Annotated in this window: 17 protein-coding genes; 7 read left to right on the forward strand and 10 right to left on the reverse strand. The window is 61.2% G+C overall.

The features are described 5' to 3' along the window. Positions 1–4 precede the first annotated feature (4 nt). The 3 genes from EN808_RS27295 (at position 5) to EN808_RS27305 (ending at position 4,734) form a co-directional block, all read left to right on the forward strand. Positions 5–511 carry a DUF1036 domain-containing protein gene (locus EN808_RS27295; protein ID WP_245511664.1) on the forward strand — a complete coding sequence of 169 codons (507 nt, stop codon included), beginning with the start codon at positions 5–7 and terminating at the stop codon, positions 509–511. Continuing rightward, complete coding sequence (locus EN808_RS27300; protein ID WP_135907056.1) at positions 508–2,931, forward strand: M23 family metallopeptidase; 2,424 nt, start codon at positions 508–510, stop codon at positions 2,929–2,931. Before EN808_RS27295 ends, EN808_RS27300 begins: the two co-directional genes overlap by 4 nt. Positions 2,932–3,117: 186 nt before the next feature. Continuing rightward, positions 3,118–4,734 carry a caspase family protein gene (locus EN808_RS27305; protein WP_135907087.1) on the forward strand — a complete coding sequence of 539 codons (1,617 nt, stop codon included), beginning with the start codon at positions 3,118–3,120 and terminating at the stop codon, positions 4,732–4,734. A 10-nt stretch (positions 4,735–4,744) separates the two neighbouring features. Here EN808_RS27305 and EN808_RS27310 read toward each other — a convergent pair whose 3' ends face one another. Further along, positions 4,745–5,290 (reverse strand): OmpA family protein, encoded by a 546-nt coding sequence (locus EN808_RS27310; RefSeq protein WP_135880703.1) that lies wholly within the window; start codon positions 5,288–5,290, stop codon positions 4,745–4,747. A 190-nt stretch (positions 5,291–5,480) separates the two neighbouring features. Between EN808_RS27310 and EN808_RS27315 the strand changes: the two genes are divergently transcribed. Next, on the forward strand, positions 5,481–6,056 hold the full coding sequence (locus tag EN808_RS27315) for a hypothetical protein (protein ID WP_189521918.1): 576 nt from the start codon (positions 5,481–5,483) through the stop codon (positions 6,054–6,056). Between the two features lie 6 nt (positions 6,057–6,062). Here the strand turns inward: EN808_RS27315 and EN808_RS27320 are convergent, their stop codons facing one another. From EN808_RS27320 to EN808_RS27335, 4 genes are all read right to left on the reverse strand, one after another. Then, positions 6,063–7,307: a caspase domain-containing protein gene (locus tag EN808_RS27320; RefSeq protein WP_245521047.1), complete on the reverse strand. Its 1,245-nt coding sequence runs from the start codon at positions 7,305–7,307 to the stop codon at positions 6,063–6,065. 7 nt (positions 7,308–7,314) lie between these two features. Further along, positions 7,315–7,656, reverse strand: coding sequence for an OmpA family protein (locus tag EN808_RS37190; RefSeq protein WP_245525135.1), 342 nt, complete (start codon positions 7,654–7,656; stop codon positions 7,315–7,317). An 11-nt stretch (positions 7,657–7,667) separates the two neighbouring features. Beyond that, positions 7,668–8,405, reverse strand: a complete 738-nt coding sequence (locus EN808_RS27325; RefSeq protein ID WP_245525136.1) for a YceI family protein — start codon at positions 8,403–8,405, stop codon at positions 7,668–7,670. A gap of 543 nt (positions 8,406–8,948) precedes the next feature. Next, the gene (locus tag EN808_RS27335; RefSeq protein ID WP_135907044.1) at positions 8,949–11,498 is read right to left on the reverse strand and encodes a caspase family protein; all 2,550 of its coding nucleotides are present in this window, start codon (positions 11,496–11,498) and stop codon (positions 8,949–8,951) included. A gap of 1,637 nt (positions 11,499–13,135) precedes the next feature. Between EN808_RS27335 and EN808_RS27345 the strand changes: the two genes are divergently transcribed. Further along, the gene (locus EN808_RS27345; RefSeq protein WP_135917255.1) at positions 13,136–13,372 is read left to right on the forward strand and encodes a hypothetical protein; all 237 of its coding nucleotides are present in this window, start codon (positions 13,136–13,138) and stop codon (positions 13,370–13,372) included. 387 nt (positions 13,373–13,759) lie between these two features. Here the strand turns inward: EN808_RS27345 and EN808_RS27350 are convergent, their stop codons facing one another. Together EN808_RS27350 and EN808_RS27355 are read right to left on the reverse strand one after the other, a co-directional pair. After that, positions 13,760–13,999, reverse strand: coding sequence for a hypothetical protein (locus tag EN808_RS27350; RefSeq protein WP_135880709.1), 240 nt, complete (start codon positions 13,997–13,999; stop codon positions 13,760–13,762). 274 nt (positions 14,000–14,273) lie between these two features. Then, positions 14,274–14,759, reverse strand: a complete 486-nt coding sequence (locus tag EN808_RS27355) for a hypothetical protein (protein WP_135917256.1) — start codon at positions 14,757–14,759, stop codon at positions 14,274–14,276. A gap of 478 nt (positions 14,760–15,237) precedes the next feature. Here EN808_RS27355 and EN808_RS27360 point away from each other — a divergent pair, with 478 nt between their 5' ends. Beyond that, positions 15,238–17,061 (forward strand): adenylate/guanylate cyclase domain-containing protein, encoded by a 1,824-nt coding sequence (locus EN808_RS27360; protein WP_135907040.1) that lies wholly within the window; start codon positions 15,238–15,240, stop codon positions 17,059–17,061. A 262-nt stretch (positions 17,062–17,323) separates the two neighbouring features. Here the strand turns inward: EN808_RS27360 and EN808_RS27365 are convergent, their stop codons facing one another. Continuing rightward, entirely contained in the window at positions 17,324–18,877 is a 1,554-nt protein-coding gene (locus EN808_RS27365; RefSeq protein ID WP_135917257.1) for a winged helix-turn-helix domain-containing protein, read from the reverse strand. A gap of 109 nt (positions 18,878–18,986) precedes the next feature. On the opposite strand from EN808_RS27365, the gene EN808_RS27370 reads away from it, so the two are divergent. Beyond that, entirely contained in the window at positions 18,987–19,448 is a 462-nt protein-coding gene (locus EN808_RS27370; RefSeq protein WP_135917258.1) for a cupin domain-containing protein, read from the forward strand. A 274-nt stretch (positions 19,449–19,722) separates the two neighbouring features. On the opposite strand, the gene EN808_RS27375 is transcribed toward EN808_RS27370, so the two are convergent. Then, positions 19,723–20,532: an ATP-binding cassette domain-containing protein gene (locus EN808_RS27375; protein WP_135907034.1), complete on the reverse strand. Its 810-nt coding sequence runs from the start codon at positions 20,530–20,532 to the stop codon at positions 19,723–19,725. 19 nt (positions 20,533–20,551) lie between these two features. Then, positions 20,552–21,244: an ABC transporter permease gene (locus tag EN808_RS27380; protein WP_135880714.1), complete on the reverse strand. Its 693-nt coding sequence runs from the start codon at positions 21,242–21,244 to the stop codon at positions 20,552–20,554. Positions 21,245–21,246 lie beyond the last annotated feature (2 nt).

Raw genomic sequence — 21,246 nt, forward strand, 5'->3', positions numbered from 1 at the left:
CCCGATGGAACGCTGCCGCTCGCGTTTCCCCAACTCGTCCGCCGACCTGCCCTTGGGGCAGCGTGAGCCGGCTCGAGCCCTGGTTGCCCTGACGGGCCGCATGAAGCTTGCGGTCATGGCAGGGGCGGCATTGCTGGCCGTGCTGGCGCCCGGCGAAGCGCGGGCCGAATTCACGGTCTGCAATCAGACACTCGACGTCGTCAATCTCGCGGTCGGCCAGAAGGTCGACAATGCGGACCAGACTGACGGCTGGTGGACCATCGGCGCAAATCAATGCGTGAACGTCATCCGCGAGGAACTGACGAACCGCTACATCTACATCTACGCGACTGATGTCTTTGGCCATGCGATCCTGACCGGGTCGACCGAGATGTGCATCGAGCGGCGGCGTTTTTCGATCCGCGGCATCGACGAGTGCTGGCAGCGCGGCCATATCGCAGCGCAGTTTCTCGAAGTCGATACGCTTGAACAGGTGCGGTGGACCTTCTTCCTGACCGGAAGCAATCCGTGACGCACAGTATCGACACCAGCTTCAGGGAGAAAAAACTGGCGCGCGCCGCGCTGCGCAGGCGCACGCTCTGGCGCCGGCTCATTGCCGGTTTCGCCGTGGTTGTCCTGCTATCGATCGCCACCGGTTTCTACCTCACAGCGGACTATTGGTCGTTCGGCGACGAAGACGAGGAGCTGCACGCGGTCGAAGGCACGGACGATGTGCCGGCAGATGCATCCGTCTATGTGCCTGCCATTATCGAACTGGCCGGAGATCCGATGTGGATCACGCTTGCGCCCGACGCCGACACGGCAAGCAAGGGCCATGCGGTAGCGCGCCCGTCCGAACTCGACAGTTCCGGCGCCTCACCGCAGATCGAGATCCTCTCCGACGTCATGCTGAGTGCCAGCGAAAAGTTCATGACGACGATCCCGTCGACGCAGGAGGACTTCGCCTTCTTCCAGGCACAGCGGCGGACCGCTCCGACATCGCCGGCCGCCGCACCCACCGAGCAGGCCGCTCCGCCTGCCCCGCCGGTGGCACCGAACGACCAGCAGGGGGACCTGGATAATGAGCTGGCTGCACCCGATGCGAGCGAGGCCCCGGCCGGTTCGGCGCCCAAGGCGGATGCCGGCGACGCGGAGGCCGGCTGGGGAGAGACCATCGATCAGGGCGAGGCAGCGCTGCCCGCCTTCAAGAAGACCCAGATCGAGAACAATACGACCGTCGCAACCGCGACCAACGAGTACCAGCGCTTCGAGGCGACCGAAGACACCTTCGTGAAGATCCTCAACGACCGCAGCCTGGACAGCGTTGCGCTCGATGCGCATTTCTCCGCCGACGATGCCAAGCTGGCGGGCGAAGCCTTGAAGGCGCTCTTCAACCGGGACGGCCTGGAAGCGGGTTATGTCGTCGCCATGCGCGGATTCCGGCCGAACCGCGAAACGACGACGATGTCGCTCATGCAGGTCTCGATCTACGCCAAGAATGTCTTTGTCGGCACGTTGACGCGCAATGCCCCTGGCGCCTTCGTGTCGGGTGTCGATCCCTGGGTGCAAGAGGATCTGTTCAACTACTCCGGTGCAGATCAAGGCGGGCCCAAGCGTCAATACCGCCTGCTCGATGCGATCTATTCGACGGCTGCGCGCAACAAGGTCCCGACCGGCGTCATCGGCGAGGCGATCATGTACCTGTCGCGAGGACAGGATCTCGACGCCTTCACCAGCGAGGACCAGCGCCTAGTGCTGATCTACTCGCAGACGCCGCGTGGCAAGGATGAGACGTCCGGGCGGGTGCTTTATGTCGGCGTCCAGGGCGGTGAGAAGACCATCGACTGTTTCGTCTTCCAGCAGAGCGACGGCCAGTACTCCTGCGTCACCGGCAATGACGAGGTGCGTTCGCTAACTGTCGCCAACGGCATGGTCACGCCGGTGAACGGGGTCATGACATCCACCTTCGGCCCGCGCAAGCACCCGATCCTCGGCGTCGTTCGTATCCACAAGGGCGTGGATTGGGCAGCCCCTGTCGGCACGCCGATCATGGCGGCCTTCGACGGCGAGATCAGCTTCCAGGGCGATGGCGGCAGCTATGGCAATCTGGTGAAGATCTCGCATGCGAACGGGCGCGAGACGCGCTATGCGCATATGCAAAAATTCGCCATTGCGAGCGGAGTCGGTACCAAGGTGAAGGCCGGCGACGTCATTGGCTATATCGGCACTACCGGGCTCTCGACCGGCCCGCATCTGCATTTCGAGCTCTACCAGAACGGCGAGGCGATCGATCCGCTAGGGACTGCCACCACGGTCGCCACCTATGAGACTGGCAATTCCGGCAATTCTGGCAATTCCGGCGATGTCGCCGTCGAAACGCTGACCGAGCGGATCGTTCATGTCGAGAGTGGCGGCAGCGCCCGCGCCAAGAACCCGAATTCCTCGGCGACCGGCGCCGGCCAGTTCATAACGAAGACCTGGATTCGGATGATGAATACCTACCGTCCGGACCTCGCGCGCTCGCTGTCGACCGCCGACCTGCTCGCCCTGCGCTACGACGCCACGATCTCGCGCGAGATGGTTCGCAATCTGGCGCGCGAGGGCGAAGCGTATCTTCGGGCGCGCGGTCACCAGATCACGGCCGGCCGGCTCTACCTCTGTCATTTCCTGGGAATGGAAGGCGCGCATCAGGTGCTGTCGGCGCCAGCTTCGGCACAATTGAGCGCCGTGCTGGGGTCCGCCGTCATCCAGGCCAACCCGTTTCTCACGGGCAAGACAGCCAGCTATGTGGTGGACTGGGCCGAAAGGAAGATGGGCCAGAAGCTGAGCCGTGTGGCCACCGACGCCAACCCGCCGTCGACGACTACGGAGATCCGCCAGACATCGCCGGAGTTCGAAAAATACAAGCAGGCCGTCACCGCCCTCATCAGCTCGATCCAGAATACGCTTTGACCCGGCCCGTGCGGCATCAGCCCCTCAGGCCATTGGTGTCACTATCTCTCGGGCCTCTGTGAACCAAAGTTGGGCTCAGCATCACATATGTCCAAGGATCCATTTTTGGCACAAGCGACCCAGTCGCCGACGAAATCTGGCATCCGCAGACATCAACAGTGCCCCCAGTGGGTAGAGGGCTGGTCCATGAAAACGATCACAGTCTTTCTGAGCGGGATTATCCTGGCTTTCGTTGCCGCCTTCGGCGCCGAGGCAGCCGTGCCTGACGCCAAGCGCGTCGCGCTGGTGATCGGCAACACCAACTATGTCCATGCGGTTACCTTGCCCAACCCCGCCAACGATGCCCGCCTCATCGCATCGACACTGCGCGATGCCGGCTTCGAGGTGATCGAAGGGGTCGATCAGGACAATGCAGGCATGCACAGCCTCATCAGCCGGTTCACCGAGCAAGCCTACGACGCCGACCTGGCGGTCATTTTCTATGCCGGTCACGGCATGCAGGTCGACGGCAAGAACTACCTGATACCGGTCGACGCCGATTTGACATCGCCAGCCTATCTCAAGACGCGCACCATTCAGATCGACGACTTCATGGCCGCGCTTCCGCCCGACCCGGCGATCGGCGTCATCATCCTCGACGCTTGCCGCGACAATCCGCTGGCAAGGACGCTGGCGGCCTCGCTGCCGAAAAGCCGATCCACCTCGTTGGGCACCGGCCTGGCGCCGGTCGAAGCAAGATCGGACGTCGTCGATACTGGTGGCCTGCTTATTGCCTATGCAACGGATCCGGGCGCCATCGCCTTCGACGGCGACGGGGTCGACAGTCCTTACTCCACCGCGCTCGCCAGGCATCTGACCGAGCCCGGCGTCGAAATCCAGAGCGCGCTGACGCGCGTGCGCGGCGAGGTGACCGAAACCACGCAAGGTCGCCAGCGGCCGTGGCATAACGCATCGCTGGGACGCGAGGTTTTCCTGGGTAAACCCGTCGCCGCTGCGGCGCCGCCGGCCGTAAATCCGGTAGCCGACGCATCCGCGACATCCGCCCCTGCCCCTGTCGCCAATGGTTCTCTTTCCTGGGAAGTCGAGCAACGTCTTTGGGATGAGGCCTCGAAGCACAATTCTGGTCCGTTCTACCAGGCCTATCTCGACCAGTTTCCGAACGGTCGTTTCGCCACCGTAGCGCGGCTGAACATCGACGAATTGGACGGCCCGAACGCTCAAAACCGGCAGGTCGCGGCACTCGATACGAACCAGGCGAACGCCGGTCCCGGCTCCGCCGTGCGCACCTCTGTCAGCGTTCCGGACGAGATGAAGCAGAAGCCGGGCACCGAGTTGACGGAAAGTGCGATGGGCCTCGACCGCCAGAGCCGCATCGACCTGCAGTTGCGGCTTGAAGCGTTAGGCAACGAGCTTGGGCTGATCGACGGAACCCTGGGCTCTCAGACCCGTGAGGCGATCGGCATCTGGCAAGCCGATAACGGACTGCCACAAACTACCTATCTGACGCGCGAGCAACTGGCGTTCCTGGTGATCCAGTCAGATCCCGTGATGGCAGCCGTGCGCGCCGGATATGACGCCGATCAAGCCCGTACGGCACAGCCGAGGAAGCCCGTCGTGCAGAAAGCCCGCGCGATGAAGCCGGTGGCACAAGGACCCCGCAAACAACGGCAGGTCGCTCAGAAGTGGCGCGACCGCGAGATCATGGTGCGGCGGGATGAACCTGCTCGGCCGCGGGACAATTTTCTCGCCAGGGCACTGATTTTCGGCGCTGGTGTGGCCGTGGGCAGCGTGCTCAAACACTGACCGCCGCGCGTTACTGCGCCTTAATCCGCATTTCCACGCGACGGTTGACCGGATCATACGGGTTGGGGCTGCGTGGATTCTTTTCGCCCATGCCGATGGCGTCGATGCGGGCGGGATCGACACCACTGGCCGTCAGGAAGGCTGCCACCGATTTCGCTCGTCGTTGCGACAGGCCCTCATTGTAATGCACAGTGCCAGTGGCGTCGGTGTAGCCTTCGACGACGAAGCTGAACGTGCTCAGCCGGCTGTCCTTCAGCGCCTTGGCGAACTCGTCGAGTTCAGAGCGCGCAGTGGTGTCGAGTGCGGCCGAATCTAGGCCGAAATTGATCAGCATATCGAGACTCGATTTCTCTCCCGGCGCTTCTTTTGCCTTGGTCTTGGTCTTGCTCTTGCACTCCTCCTCGGTGCCGACGCAAATTCCCCGCGACTTGCCGAGATCGGCCGCGCCGGCAAAGAACTTGACAATGTCTTCTGATTTCTGAACAGGATCGGCGAAAGCGTGGGTCGAGAAAAACACCACGACCGCCAAGACAAAAGTTGAACTGCCCCACTGCATAACGGTTACTCCTATCTGAGCATCCGATTTCGATGATGGCGATCATACCAAATTCCAGTGCAATTGTCTGTCGATAAACGCCGGCGGCACGATAGTGCCGTTGGCTGTTACCGGATCATTGGTCGAGACTTGACCCGCGCCGCGCCTGAGGCTTGAGTGACCAAGGCTTCTCGATGAAAGCGTGGCGGTCATGGCCAATGGGCTCCGATTCAAGACGGCACGAGATCTTTTCACGGCTTGTCCGGCTATTGCCGAGGACATGAGAACCCTTCCAACCGACCAAAACTCGATCGCGTTTTGCCGCCACCTGCTCGCCGGGCGCGTTCCCGAGGAAGCGATCACATTCTGTGCCTACCTGCTTGCCGAGCGGGCCGCGGTCTGGTGGGCGCATGAATGCCTGAGCCATCTGACCGAGCTGTTCGATGGAACCGATCAGGAATTGCTTGCGCATGTTCGCGACTGGGTGGCTGAACCGGACAATCCCCGCCATCAGGCAGCCGTCCGCACGGCCGCGACGACACCAGCAACAACGCCAGTCGGCTGGATTGCGCTGGCTGCTGGATGGCGGAACAATGGTTCGGCCATGGACGCGACGACAACACCGGCCTTGCCGCCATTACCTGCTGCCCACGCCGTCAATGCCGGGATTCTGGCCGGCCTGGCGCGTGTCGCTCTCGCGGACCGGTTTGCGGTTCTTTCCGCATTTGTCGAAATGGGCATCCAGATGGCGGAGATCGAGGCGCGCCAATCGGCTGATGCCTATTAGAGCCGCTTACTTGCAGCCGCCTTGCGCCCATTTGGCCAGCGCCACCTTGAAGCGTGTTCCCAGCGGATGTTGCAGGCGCAAGACAGAGACATCATTGGCGGCGAAATTCTTCGCCTGATCGCACAGCCGGGCCTCGTTCCATTCATGGCAGCCGTCGCAGTGCTTGCCTTCCCAGACCGACTTGTCCAACCCCTCCACCGGGCTGAACAGGGGCTTGCCCTTGATCAGTTCGGCGATGCTCTTGCCGTCGATCGCCGCATCGCCGAAGTCGACCGGATGATTGAAAAGGATCGGGGCATCCGACGCCAGTTTGGGGATTTTCTGGCGCAGCACATCGAGCGCAAGCTGGTCGTTGCTCGGGCCTGACGGACTAGCCGGGCTGGTGTTGCGCGCGTCGGAGCCGCCTTCGGCTTGAGGTGTGCTCGCCTCGCCCACGATCAATGGCGCATTGAGATCGACCTTGTGCAGGACGACCTCCGTTGTCAGCGAAACGTTGAGCCAGGGGCGCTGCTTGCCGGCGGTTGCCTTGAAGACATCACCGGTCACCCGGTTCATCGCCTCGGTGATGGAGACGTTGGCTTCGCCGATGTGCTGAAGCAGCGCCGCAGTGAACGGCGAATGTTCGCCCGACCCGTCATAGGCGACCTGATTGGGACTGGCGGCGAAAGCGACAAGCGTGCCGGCGCCACCGTTCTCGATCGGGATCTCGGCCAGGCCGCTCATCGCACCGTGGACGCCCGCAGTCTTGGCCAGCACTTCGGCGAGGGGATTGTCGCGGCAAGCGTCGAGGAACACCAGCCTGATGCTGGTCTCGCGTGACATCTGGCGCAAAACAAAATCAAACGACACGGCCTCGAAGTCGAGGGAAGTCTCGTCCTCCAGCGCGGCGTCGACCGGAAGCAGGTAGTTCTTGCCCGAAACCTGCAAGCCGTGGCCGGCGTAGAAGAACAGCGCGATATCGGCACCGCGCACCTGTTTTGCGAACTGGGCGATCGTCGCCTGCGTCTGCGGCTTGGTCAGGTCGAAGCCCGAAACCACCTCGAAGTCGAGCTTCTTCAAGCGTTCGGCCATGGCCTGGGCGTCGCGCACCGGATTGGCGAGGGGTGCCGCGTGCTGATACTGGGCGTTGCCGAGGACAAGGGCGACGCGGCGCTCGGCGCTGGCGGCCGTCATAGTCAACAGCAAGGCGAGTACCACGAGACCGGCGGCGCGAAAGAAGCGGCCGCAACGGGCGATCAGACCGGACCTCACCGCACCCTCAGAGCTTGGTCGCGGAAAACTCGATCCGCCGGTTGAGCGCCTTGTTCTTTGGCGTATCGTTGGCGGCAACCGGCCGCTCCTCGCCATACCCGGTCGCCGTGATCTGCGTGCGCGCAATCCCCGCGGCAACAATGGCATCGGCGACCGCCTGGGCCCGCCGTTCGGACAATTGCTTGTTCGCCTCCGGCGAGCCGTCGGAATCGGTGTAACCGGAGACCTCGACCTTGAGGCTCGGGCATTTGCCGACGACACCTTCGACCTCTTCAAGCAACGGCCGGCTCTTCGCATCGAGCCGCGCGCTGGCCGGCCGGAAGTAGATGGCGCCGGTGCGCGACAGCACGGCGAACCGGTTCAGGCATTCCTCGTCGCTGAAGTTCGCCTTGGCGGCATCGGTGGCAACGGGGCCAACCTCGGCTGAATTCGCCGCGGCGGTCGGAGCGGCGGCCGGCTTGCTGCCGTCAGCGGTGAAGACGAAATCGACGATACCGACGCGGTCGGCACGATGTTGGTGACATTGGCTGCCTGTTGCAGCTTGTCAACGTTCGGCAACAGGCCGAAATCCTCGACATGGACAGCGACCGGAGCCTCCGAAGCAACCGACACCATGGTGTCGCTGATCATAGTGACGACGACGCTGGCCTCGAGGTCCTTGTCGACGCCGTGCAGATTGAGACGGAAAGGCAAGGTTGCCTTCACCCTGCGCTTTGTCGCGAGATCGGCGAATGCGGCGGGATCCACCTTCGCCGTCAGCTCGGCCGTCGGGTACTTGAATGTCTCGAAGAACAGGAAGCGCATGCGAACATTGCGCAGGTCGACGCCGGTATCGACCGAGTTGAGGTCGAATGTGACCTTGGCATCACCCGCCGCGCTCAGCGTGCCGGTGATGTTCCTGATCTTGTTGGTCTCGACGATCGTGTTCTTCTTGACCGACTGGTAGGTGATCACCGAAGCTGCGGGATCGAGCGTCCAGTTCGGCGCGGCGCTGGCGGCTTGCGACCCGAGCAACAGCAACAACGTGAGGCCAAGAGCCCTTGCTGCAGCAAGGCCTTTCGACGTTGTCTTCCACCAGAATGCGACGACTTCGAACATGGAACGCCCCTGCCCAGGACCACCGTATCGACCCGACATCAAGCGGGGAGCATAGAGCACTCGCGGTTGGTTGGCGAGTACGGCTGCAAATCCTAAGAATGCAGGATAATCGGCGAAGAACTGATGCTGCCCCATTCCTGAACTAAGCCTAAGCCGGTGTGAAACGATCCGGGAGTCAGTGCCGCCACGACCAGGACATGGTCGTAGCTACGTCCGGCATTCTTGAGGTTTGATCAACCTCCCCAACCGCCGCCTCCACTACCTCCGTTCCCGCCTCCACCCATGGACGGAGTGACTGGCGGGGGGACAGGTGCCGTTTCCTCAACCGGCTTGATCACCTTTTTGGCGGTGACCTTCTTCTGCTGGTCGATCTTTGGCGTGGACGTCGTGCGAACGAGCTTCTGTCTGTGCTTCGTCGTCGTCACCGTTGGTTCGGCCGTGGGCGAAACGGACATGCAGCCCGCTAGCGCCGCCAGGGCACCGGATAGAACCGTTGCAATCAATGCCTGCTTCACTGCCGTGCCCACCATTGCCTCCTTGTGATCAAAACAAGTCCCGACGCGGATTGGCTTGCTCCCAGACCGCTCTGGCCGTCTTGACCAGTTGGTCGTCCAGCGAGCCGTTCGCCGCGATCTTCGACTTGAGTTCGCCGTGCAATTGCTTCAGCGCCGCCGTTTTCGCCTTCACGCCGAATTTTGTCAGCGTCGCCTGGGCGCCCGGCAATTCCTTGCGAAGATCGAGTGCCACCGCGAAGGCCAGGTAGCGCACCGCTATCGCCTGGTCGGCCTTGTCGCCCTTCTGCATTTCGAGAGCCGCCCGGTCATAGGCGCCGGACTGATCGCCGCGGGCCGTGGCCAGTTCGAACAGTCTCTGCGCTTCATCGAGGTTCTGCCCGACGCCGACACCGTCCCGGTACATGCGCGCGAGGCTAGCCGGAGCGTAAGGCTGGCCGAGATCCATGGCCTTCTGGAAGAGCCCGTGCGCCTGGCTGGGATCCTTCCCGACACCTACGCCGGCGAGGTAATTTCGGCCGAGCAGGTTCATCGAATACATGTCCTGCCGCTCAACGCCCGCCTTCAAGAAGGCCACGGCGCGGGCCGGATCGGCGGGCACGCCATTGCGGCCCTCCGTGAAGATCGCGGCAAGATCATTCATCGCGTAGGTATGGCCCATGGCTGCCGCCTTGAGCAGAAGGTCCAGCCCCTTGCCAGTGTCGCGCTCGACGCCATAGCCGTTGAACAGGGCACGTCCCCATGACGTCATCCCGTAAGGATCGCCCTTGTCGGACGCCGCCGCATAAAAGGCATTGGCTTGCTTGCGGTCGGCAGGCATTCCCGTGCCCGTCGCGTTGAAGTAGCCAAGCTCGAACACGGCACGGACGTGACCATTGTCGGCTGCCGCCTGGACGGCTTTCTTGGCGTACTCGACCTTGCCGGCTGCCAGCAGCGCTCGGCCCAGTTCGTAGCGGAAGCGGGCGACGTCGGGATAGGCTTTCACCGCCGCCTCGCAGGCCTTCACGGCCTCGGTGCCGATTTCATTCGGAAGCAGGCCGGGGACGACGCCTTGCAGGTCGAGAGGCTCGCCGGCGGCCTGGTCGCAAGGATCGACGCGTGGCGACAGCTTCATGGTGGCGGGCTTGGATGAACTGCTGTCGGCGCGGATTTCGAAGCCGACCTCTACCGGCTGGGCAGCACCGATCTGGGGTTCGTAGCGCAGCTGGTCGACCTCGTCCGCCATCAGGCTCGACTCCGGCGACAGGGCACGATCCGGCAGGGACAGCGTTCCCGTTGCCGGATAGCTCGCGAGTTTCAGGCTGACGGAGGGATCCTTTGTGGGGAAATCCAGATTCAGCGGAACCGGGCCTACTCCGACCGGGACGCTGATCTCGCGGTTTTCGATCGCCTCGGCGGCGCCGGTGATATGAATGCCCCGCTCCAGCACCTGCTGCTTCTGCTCGGTCTCGAGCGAAGCCGCAATCTGTTCGCCTTGGGCGCCGTGGCCATCCTTGACACGGAACACCATGATGCCCCGGGCTTCGCCACCCCAATTGTCATGCGTGGCGTAGGCCAGCATGTCCACCTCTTCGGGCGCACCGGCGCCCTTGGGCACATCCATCTTCAGGCGTGGCAGGTCCACGCCCTGAATCTCTTCGCCGACCTCGACGGCCCTGCCGTCCAGCAGCAGGCGTCCGAGCACGGGCGGCCTTTCGATGCTGACGGTGATCGATCCGCCATCGACATCGACCGGTTCCGGCAGGTCAAGGGCAACAGGCCCGACACCCGACGGCACGACTTTCTCAAGAACCGGCGGCAGCGAAGGCCGGCTGGCACGGCGCATCAGGACAACTTCGTCGATGAGCGAGGAGTTTTCCCAGGGAACCTGCTTGCCGTCGGTGGCCTCGACCACATCCCGGCGCACCGCGGCCATGACCGTGCGTATCTCTTGGTTCGGCGCCAGCGCCCGACGCGAAAATGCGGACGAAAACGGGCTGAGGTCTCCGCCTCCATCATAGGCGACCGCCCCTGGCTCGGTGGCAAAGGCGATCAGCGTATTCAGCGAGCTTTTGACCTGTGCAAGACCGGTGTTGCCGGCCGTGATCAGCTGGTCCCTCAGCCAATAATCCTTGCGCGGAAACGGATTGTTGCGACAGGCGTCGAGGATGATCACCTGGATCTTCGATTTCGCGCGCAATTGCTGCAGGACATCATCCAGCTTGACCGCCTGGACCTCTATGTCGGCTGCATTCTTCAGCGAGGCATCGACGGGGATCAGGAAATTCTCGCCACCAATCTGAAAGCCATGACCGGAATAGTAGACGACGGACAGATCGGCGCCGTCCGCCGCAGCAAGGTAGTTGCGGAACTGCTCCTCGAATTGCAGCTTTGTGAGGTCCTTGGCAACGAACACTTCGAAGCCGGCCAGCCGAAACGTCTTGGATACGTCCTCGGCATCCTTGTCGGGATTCTTGAGGGCGGGGATTTCCCGGTACTCGGAATTGCCGATCACCAGCGCGACCCTTCGATCGGCCGACGCATCGAACGTCGTGAAGGCGGCCACGAGGAAAACCGCGATTAATCCGCACAGCCGGAGCATGGCAACCGCCTCAACCGCCGCGACCTGACGACCACAAGCTCCCCAGATTGCGGTATCAAGGTCTGATGAAGAACTCACAATCCGCCGAAACAGCAACAGGAAAAAGACTGAAAAACCATCGCGGCAGCAGGCACCTTCGGAATGTGCAAGGTACCTCAGAGCAGACCCATCCGCAATGAGTGTCTAACCGCACCGGCATGGCCGTCCGGATCCGACGCATTCACCAAGCTTGAACCCAGAGACGGGGTGCAGTGAAGTCGGAAGGCCTCGTCATGGGATGGCCAAAGACAAGACGAGCGGCAATTCCATTCCGAAGTGCCGGATGCGCCAGATTGTCGAGGAAAACTTTCAAGCCATGCCGGCAGGCAGCGAGTGATGCAGGATTCCAATATCAAACCATCGCTGCTGGTTCAGCCGCCTATGTGCACGTCATTGTACGCCAAAGCGCGACACGGTTCTAAGGACGCTTTACATCAATGCTTGACATGTTCAGCATTCAGCTTTGCCACCATCTTTTGGGAGGCGACTGATACTGGATGCAATGGGTAGAAGCGAAGGCTACAGTGCCGAACCCGCCCTATCGCCGCCGTTTCCCCTGCTCCCACTCGATCGTTTCCAACCCAGCTAGGACCTTGATCTAGCTTGGTTTTTTCTTTCCTGCGGCACTGAAAGCCGACACACGGCCCCTCAAAAAGTTACACTATTGACTTTAAACGGAAAATCGCCGCAAAAAAAGTTTTGAGGTTTCATAGACTATCGGAGCCAATCGGTCGGTTTTCGCTCTCTCGGTGCTCAGTCGCACACTCGACCCGATCTCAAAAAGTACCGTCAGCACAGTCTATCACGCCCCGCTGGAGCGATCCATCCATCGCAACCAAAAGAGCCAGCCTGCTCCATTGGCACTTGGTAGCGCCATCATTCATGCAAGCCCCAGTTTCGATCAGGGTCGTTGCGTCGATTGTCGGCCTACGGCGGGACCGTCTCGGAATGCCGGGGCTGACCATCCGATCCTGTCCAGTCAACCGAAGGCGCCAACCTGTGCTCTTCCCGCTATCGCTCTTGTAGCCGATGACCTGCTTATGCACAGTGATGCCCGCTAACACCATCGGACCTGATCCGGTGCCAATGTTAGCAATAAACACGCTGTCGATCAGGCGATGCATGAGATCTCGCTCTAGAATGAGCGATGGGTCTTTAACCGCTTGCTCTGCTCCTTCTCTCCGCGAGTTGCTTCCTAAGTTTGTCTCCTTCGGCAAGATAAGCTTCTGCTTGAGGCGAATTCGTTGGCGTACAGCCTCTCTTCATCGGAAGGCGCCCGTTTTTGTAGGCTAACAGGATCGCTGCGGCTGCATCAGGACCAACCTCAAGAACGAGATCGAGCCAATTCCTTTCGGGTATGTAGATGTCGGCGCGCTCAGCTTTCGACAGAACATCTCCTTCAAGAACGAGCCTTCTCGTCTTAATGGGCATGATACCAGGCAGGCTAGCAAGGAAGTCCGTAAGAGAGCGCATCGCCGATTACTATAGAGTCACTCGTAGGCGGCTAGAGCAGCCGATGTCTTACTGCTGTCGATCGATCAATATTGCGCCAGCCTTCCCCCATGATCCAAATCCGACTACAGAGGGATGCTGACCCGGTGACCTTGCAGGAGGGTGATTTCGTGAGACCGCACTCGACCACTCGTCGTCCGGTCACTACCGAGCGCATCGAACGAGTTCTCGACCGCATCGCAGAAATCATCGTCGCACGCGGCGAGCAAGGCGAGGCATGGCTTCCGCTATATGACCACCTGGAGGCCGCGCTGCAGAATCTTCAGGCGAAGGAAAGGCGCCTTTCCGCAGTGCGTGAGCGAGTCAAACGTTCTAAGGGTTGAACGAGGACTCGACCTATGGCCCGAAGCTTAGTCCAGGCATTTTTCACCCCAGGGCTTGCCAATACATAGCGAAGAGACGCGTTTGTCATAAGGCCCCGTTGGCTGGGGTCGATATGCGACATAAGAATGTTGTTTTTATTTAGTTTTATCACAATATGTAGCACATTCAGGGCAACTGCCGTAAACTGTGTCGATGAACACCTTCCGGCGCGACCCAGCACGACTGGCTGCAGCTTATGGTCGGTGCAATCGGTGCGAAATTCCGCTCGCAATGGGAGCGGCCATTGGCGCGCGTGGCCGCGAGGGCTTGAGCCCGCAAGCGGACGGGTCCGCACTTTATTCCGCGCGTGACGATCCCAGATGACAATACTCGCTGGCTTGGGCTGATCACGCGATGCGCAACAGCTTGCGCAGGCGGACAGGCAGTCGGGGCGAGGCTTGAAGCTCAGCACAGCTCGCCTCCCATCGCTTCAGATACACGGCGATCGGGATACCGGTTCGGCCGGGCCAGCGGTTGAGTGCACCCAGCGCCTCGACACAGTCCGGCGCCGCCTCGTACTTGAGGTAAGTGTGACGGGTGCGATCAATGAGACTGAGACGAATAGGTCCAAACCAGTGGATAAGCATCGCAATATCACAATAGGTAGCACAATTTGTAGCACAAACTTTGGGCTCCCCCAACATTTATGCTTTGAAGCTTTATGTGGCGTTTGGGTGGATCTGAATTGGTCAGACTCGATTGTTTCAACCCAGCTAGATCATTGATCTAGCTGGGTTTTTTGCTTACGGCACCGAAAGCCGACGCATGGGTCCGTCAAAAAGTTACGCTGTTGAAAGGCTTCAGAGCGCCCTCGCCCGCAGACGGAGGTGAATTGACGCGTTGTGCCATACAGATCTGTGCTTACAGCGACTGCAGTCGCGCGATGTCCTCGGGTGTTGCAGCACGCTCAACTATAGTGCGCCCTGAAGGGTCCTTCACCTCCAGGCGGCCATTCTCAATCTCTTCCTTTGTGCCGTCGGGATGGGTGACTTCGGTCTTGTCACCTGAAATCTCGACCTTATCGTCTGCCGCGTTCACGTGCTCCTGCCCATCATGCCCAATGTCGTCACCGGCATCGTGGTCTGCACCATCGTCGCTGCCACTGCGGCCAGAGTTGCCGCCGTGCCCAGAGTCGTGATCTCCATCGCTGCCAGACCCGGAGTTGCCGCCATGACCCTCACCACCACTACTACTGCCGCCGCCACCCTCGCTCTTGGCATACGCGGCGGCTATTTGGATCTTGCCCGAGCTCACAAAGCTGAGCTGATAGGGCGCCACCACCAAAGCCAGGACAGTTGACGCCCGAAGGGCGAGCAGCAAGGTTCGGGTTAATTTTGGATTCTGCATGATAGGTTTCCTCCTCAATACATTGAGACAACGCAGAAGAGACGGAGATATTCCCACTATGCCCAGAAAAAGGCGAATGCAGGACCTTCGCTGGCGCTACCTCAGGACTTAGGTCGGATATGCACTGAAAGCACGCTACGCGTCCAACCTCGGCTCGGCGCAGAGGTCCAACCATAACCCGCCGCAATCACAATATCCGCAACCGGTTGGGTCACGCATGCTGACATCGTGGCTAATTAAACGGCGGGCGATGATCGAGGGTGGAAAGCGCCGATAGGTGGCCAAGACCGATCATACGCTGCCGTTTCCGATAACCGATTTGAGGCCGAGTTCTGACTGTCGGCTTACGGGCGTCGAGCTTGAATAGCTGCCGTTAGGCGCGCTAATTTCAACGACGACTTTCGCCAGGATCGCACCCATCGAATGGGGAGGCGCTCAACGGTTCGTTGTGCTAACCTCGATAGCCGCGGAGGGCGCTATGGGTGAGAATCGCAAGCTAGCCGCAATTCTAGCCGCAGACGTGGTCGGATATAGTCGGCTCGCCAGCGAAGACGAAGATCGCACCTTGGCGAGGTTGCGGGCACTACGCAGCGACCTGATCGATCCGACCATCGCCGTGCACAACGGGCGCGTGATCAAGCGCACCGGAGATGGAGCGCTTGTCGAGTTCCGCAGCGTGGTGGATGCCGTGCGCTGCGCTATCGAGGTGCAGAACGGAATGGTGGAGCGCAACGCCGGTGTACCGCAGGACCGTCGCATCGAGTTCCGGATCGGCATTCATCTGGGAGACGTTGTCGAGGAAAGCGACGGCGACCTGATGGGCGATGGTGTCAACATCGCGTCGCGTCTGGAGGGCGTTGCGGCGCCCGGGGCCATCTGCCTGTCCGAAGATGCCTATCGCCAGGTCAAAGCGAGGCTCAACCTCTCGGTCGCCGATCTCGGCAGCACGCAGCTCAAGAACATCGCCGAGCCGATCCGAGTTTATTCGCTGGCGGTCGGTGCCGCCGGCGCGAAGGCGATCGCGACGTCGGAACCCTCGACGAGCCGGCCCGCAGGATCAAAGTCGGCAAAGCTGTCGATCGCCGTCCTGCCGTTCGCCAATATGAGCGGCGACACCGAGCAGGACTACTTCGCCGACGGCATCAGCGAAGACATCATAACCGACCTGTCGAAGGTCGCCGGCCTCTCGGTCATCGCCCGCAACTCCAGCTTCACCTACAAAGGCAAGAACATCGATGTCCGGACGGTCGGGCGCGAGCTCGGCGTGACTGCGGTGCTCGAGGGCTCGATCCGCCGCGCCGGCAACCGCGTCAGGATCAATGCCCAGTTGATCGATGCGCGGACCGGGACCCATGTCTGGGCGGACCGCTACGACCGCGACATGACCGATATCTTCGCGCTGCAGGACGACGTGACGCGCCGCATCGTCGAAGCCCTCAGGGTTGCCCTGACCCCGGCCGAGTCGGCGCGCATCGCCCATACACCAACGAGAAACATCCAGGCGCATGATCTTTTCCTGCGCGGGCGCGAGGTCTTGTCCGGTCCTGATAAGACAAACGAGACATTCGAGCGCGCGGTCGCCTTGTTCATCCAGGCGATTGAGCTCGACCCCGACTATGCCGAACCGTATGCCGGCCTGGCTCACGCTTACAACCACGACTTTCAGAACCACTGGAGCGGGCGCACCGACAGCAAGGAACTCTCTGCCCATTATAGTCGGCTGGCGCTCGAGAAGGGCCCCAACCTGCCCTATGGGCATTACATGGCCGCGCTGGTGAAGTTTTGGGAGAAGGATCCGGCCGGACATCGCGAGGAGGTGGAGAAGGCGCTTGCTCTCAACCCCAACTTCGCACTGGCCTTCGGCCTGCGCGGGGTGGGCAACATCTACAACGGCGCGCCGCTGGAGGCGATTCCGGATCTGGAGCACGCGCTGCGCCTCGATCCGCTGCAGGGCCATTTGACCTGGCACTTCATCGGCTCGGCTTACCTCCTGGCCGGGGAGTACCAGAAAGCGGTCGAGGCATTTCGCGAGCGTATCCGCGTGTCGCCCAAGACCGACCTGTCGCGGGGGCTCCTTATTGCCGCGCTGGGCCACCTCGGCGACGTCGATGAAGCACGGCGCGTGAGCGCCGAGCTAAAAGAGATAAACCCGAGCTATCGCTTTTCAGAGCACGTGGGGCGGCTACCCTTCAGCAATCCGGCCGACGCCGAACGCATCCGGCAGGGGTACGCCAAGGCGGCGATACCCGAATACGCGGACGAAAGCCCTGCGCCTGCACTAGAGGTTTCGAGGGGCCGCTAGGTCGGCGGCGCGATGAAGGCCGGCACCATTATTAAGTGGGTTTCCCCCGTCTCGGTGTTGGTATTTTTGATGGTATCCAACCACCTGATGTATTTTGGCGATTGGCAGGATGAAGGACCAAAAATCCTGGCTTAGTGCCGTTTTTCACCAGTTTGGTTGCACCCATAGAATCCGGCAACCGGAATTGAACCGCCGCCAACCGGCCGTCTCATGCGACATCCGCTCATTGGCCCGGACCGATCATACTCACGAGAGCGCCGCGCTATTCTGGTAGCCCGGCAGCATGAAGCGCATCACCAAGGCATTCCGCGAGCGCCTGAGCGCAGTTCACGCCCGCAAACTGGCGACCGTAGCGAAAAGTTGGGTGCAGTTCGAGCACCCGTGCGGCAGCTGCCCTCGCTTCTTCCAACCGGCCGAGTTTGGCAAGCGCAGCGGCCAATTGCACATAAGTGATGCTGTGTGCGGGATTGGCCTGAACGGACTTGTAAGCGGCGCGACAGGCTTCGTCGTAGCGGCCGCACAGCAAATGACTCATCGCCTGCGCGTCGAAAGCGGCGAAGGCCCAAGGATCAAATGGGCTTAGCCGCATGCCTCGTTCGCTCCACTCGATGGCTCGCTCTGCTTCTCCGCTCCATCCGAGGACGACGCTGCCGAGAATGTAGGTCAGCGCCGATGACGGGCTGATCGCAAGCGCGGCTTCCATTGCAGTCAAAGCAGCGCTGCGGTCATGACCATCCATGCCGAGGGAAAATCCCGCGAGAGTCAATGCGGACGCATCGTCCTGTCCATGAAGGATGGCGGAGCGCGCATGGCGTATCGATGCGGCGCGGTGGGCTTCCTCCAAGCCCCTTCGGAGGAAGAGGCAGTGGTGACACATCGCAGCGTTGCCGTGCGCCAGCGCATAGGCCGGATCGAGTTCGATGGCGCGTTCGAGCAGCACGAGCGCTCGCATCGCCCGCTCAGGCATTCCGGAATCAACGTCAAGCTGGGCCCGAAGCACAAGGTCATAAGCATCCAGGTTATCCGGACGCCTGCGCCTCACCCTGTCGATTTCGGCACGCCGCAGGCTCGGTGCGATTGCGCCGACGGCCGAAATGGCGATCTCATCCTGAAGCGAGAAGATATCGTCGGAGCTGCGGTCATATCGCTCGGCCCATACATGAGCGCCGGTCGATGCATCGATCATCTGGCCGGTCACGTGCACGTGGCCCCCGACCCTCCGCACGCTGCCTTCGAGTACATACCGGACGCCAAGCTCGCGGCCGACCTGCTTCACGTCCAAGGCGCGGCCCTTGTAGGCAAAGGTCGAATTTCGCGCGATGACGAGCAGCCAGTTGATGCGCGCCAGGCCGGTGATGATATCGTCAACCATACCGTCGGCGAAATAATCCTGCTCCGGATCGCCGCTTAGGTTCGAGAACGGCAAAACCGCGACCGAGGGTTTGTCCGGCAATGTCAGCGTTGCCGGTTCTGCTCCATCGACTCTCGGTTCGCGGCTATCGGCTGTGACCGCCGGCCCGATATAGCGGTAGCCGCGTCGCGGCAGCGTTTCGATCCAGCATGCGCCGCCCGCCAAGTCCTCAAGGAGCCGCCGTGCCGCCGCAATCTGGACCGTAAGGTTGCTGTCCTCAATGGCCTGTCTGGACCACGCCGCCTCGATCAAAGCTTCTTTCTGAACCGGCGCACCCGCCTTTTCCACAAGCCGCGCAAGCAACGCGACCGCCCGCTTGCCGAGCGGCGTCGGCTCGACGCCGTGGAATAGAATTCCCGCATCGGCGTCGAGGCGAAACGGGCCAAATGCAAAGCGTGTTGGCATTTGCGAAGAAGATACCGTTTGTGAATTTTTCGCAACGATTTCGGAACGGCCTAAGGACTTGCCGAAACGCCAAGCACATCTTGCCCACATGTTACCAATGGAGGATCAGATGAGCGTCGCTCCCGTCATTCGCATGCCCGAAGAGAACAAGGGGGGCATGCTACGTGGCTATCCAATGGTGTTCCTCGTCACTGGCGAGGATACGAAACATACGAGTATGTTCGACTGGACAATCCCGGCCGGGTTCGCCACCGGCCTTCATGTTCACCGCGTGCAGGAGGAAACCTTCTTTGTGCTTGAGGGCGAATGCGTGTGGCATGTAGGGAACAAGACGATCCACGCGACCCCAGGTACTTTCCTGTTTATTCCACCGGGGGCGCCGCACAATATCACCAATATCGGCGAAAAGCCTGCGCGGGTGCTGATGACCGTCTCTCCGCCTGGGCATGAACACTATTTCGAAGAACTTGCCAAACTGGCTACACACAGCTCTCCGGATCCGAAAGCGCTTGCCCACTTGCGGGACCGTTACGACACTGACCAGCTCTCGACCCTGACAATAAAAGTGTAGGCTTTGATTTGCGGTATCGCGTAATGGCGCAAGCCGCGCATCGTCGGCACCTGCGATGTCCGCTTCTGAGGGTGTACAGGCGGCCCTGAACGACAGGGATGAGGCGCATTACCGCCGGGCAGCTGGAGCCGGAACCGGGCTGTCAGCTTCCAGCTTCATCACAGTGACGTCGGCCCCTAGCCCGCTCCCTCCGGCCGCGCGCTTGATCCGTGGTGGACGGCCTTGCCATGGTGCAGCCCCAGGGCCGAATCTATTGCAGATCAGAGTATTTGCCTCAACCTTGGTTAAACCGGGAAACAAACCGGTCGAACCTCTCGTTTGCGCCGCCACCAAACAGACGATTGGGTTTGCCTTCAGCCTCGATCCGCCCCTGATCCAGAAACAAGACTCGGCTCGACACGTCGCGTGCGAATGCCATTTCATGGGTGACGATGAGCATGGTTCGGCCCTCCGCCGCTAGGTCGCGCATTACCTTCAAGACCTCCCCAACCAGTTCGGGATCAAGTGCGGATGTCGGTTCGTCGAAGAGCAAGACCCGCGGTTTCATGACCAGGGCCCGAGCAATGGCTGCTCGCTGTTGTTGGCCGCCTGACAACTGGGCTGGGTACGCCTTGGCCCGCTCCAGCAGGCCCACCCGCTTGAGAACGGCCTCGGCCTCGTCCCGGACCTCTGCGCGGTTTCGGCGCTGGACGTGGAGCGGCGCCTCCATAAGGTTATCGAGGACGTTCATATGGCTCCAGAGGCAAAAATTCTGGAAGACCATCGCCACTTGCGTGCGGAGCCGATCGACCTGTTTGCGATCCGCGATTGATAGGTTGCCGTTCGTTGCCCGCAGCCTGACCTCCTCGCTAAAGATGCGCAGGTGTCCCGCCGATGGCATCTCTAGAAGGTTGAGACAACGCAGAAAAGTCGACTTGCCGGAGCCGGACGCCCCCAGAATGGAGACCACTTCTCCGTCCTTGGCCTCGAAATCTATACCCTTCAGGACCTCCACACTACCAAAGTGCTTGTGAAGGCCTTCAACTGAGATAGCGGCAGTTTCAGCAGTTCTATTTGAGGCGGCGGAGGCGGCGACATGAGCCATGTGGGTCTCCTATGGGGTGCTAGGCTTTGCGATGTGCGTGATGGGCGTGCAGTCTCCGTTCGACCAGCGAAAGAGCTGAACTGAGGAGGAAGGTGAGCGCCAGATAGATCGCGCCGCTGACCACGAAGATTTCCAGGACGCGATAGGTCGAGGAAATCAGTTTGTAGGCGACGCCGGTCACCTCGGTCAGGGTGATGATACTGGCCAAGGATGTTGCCTTGATCATCAGGATCACCTCGCTGCCATAGACTGGGAGCCCCTGGCGTAGCGCAATCGGCCAGATGATCCGGCGACGCAGCAGGAAGCCCGACATGCCGCACGAGCGAGCTGCTTCGATTTCGCCCGGCGGCACCGCCTGGACCGCACCGCGAATGATCTCGGCCGTATAGGCTGAGGTATTAAGTGCCAGAGCCAGGATTGCGCACCAATATGGCTCGCGCAGGAACGGCCAGAGAAAGGACTGGCGCAAAATGATGATCTGGCCGAGGCCGTAGTAGATCAGGAATATCTGCACCAGGAGCGGCGTCCCACGAAACACCTCGACATGAGCCCGGGCAAGCCATTGCAAAGGCGGCAACGGGCAGGCTGCGGCCGCAGCCACCAACACTGCCAAACCAAAACCTATCGAAAGCGACAAGGCGGCAAGCTGCAGAGTGAGCGGCAGGCCGGACAGGAGCTGCCGCAGGACATCCAAAAGAAACGGCCAATCCATGA

Origin of the sequence: Mesorhizobium sp. M8A.F.Ca.ET.165.01.1.1 (assembly GCF_004792065.1) — a bacterium.
In the GTDB taxonomy this organism is placed as follows: Bacteria; Pseudomonadota; Alphaproteobacteria; order Rhizobiales; family Rhizobiaceae; genus Mesorhizobium.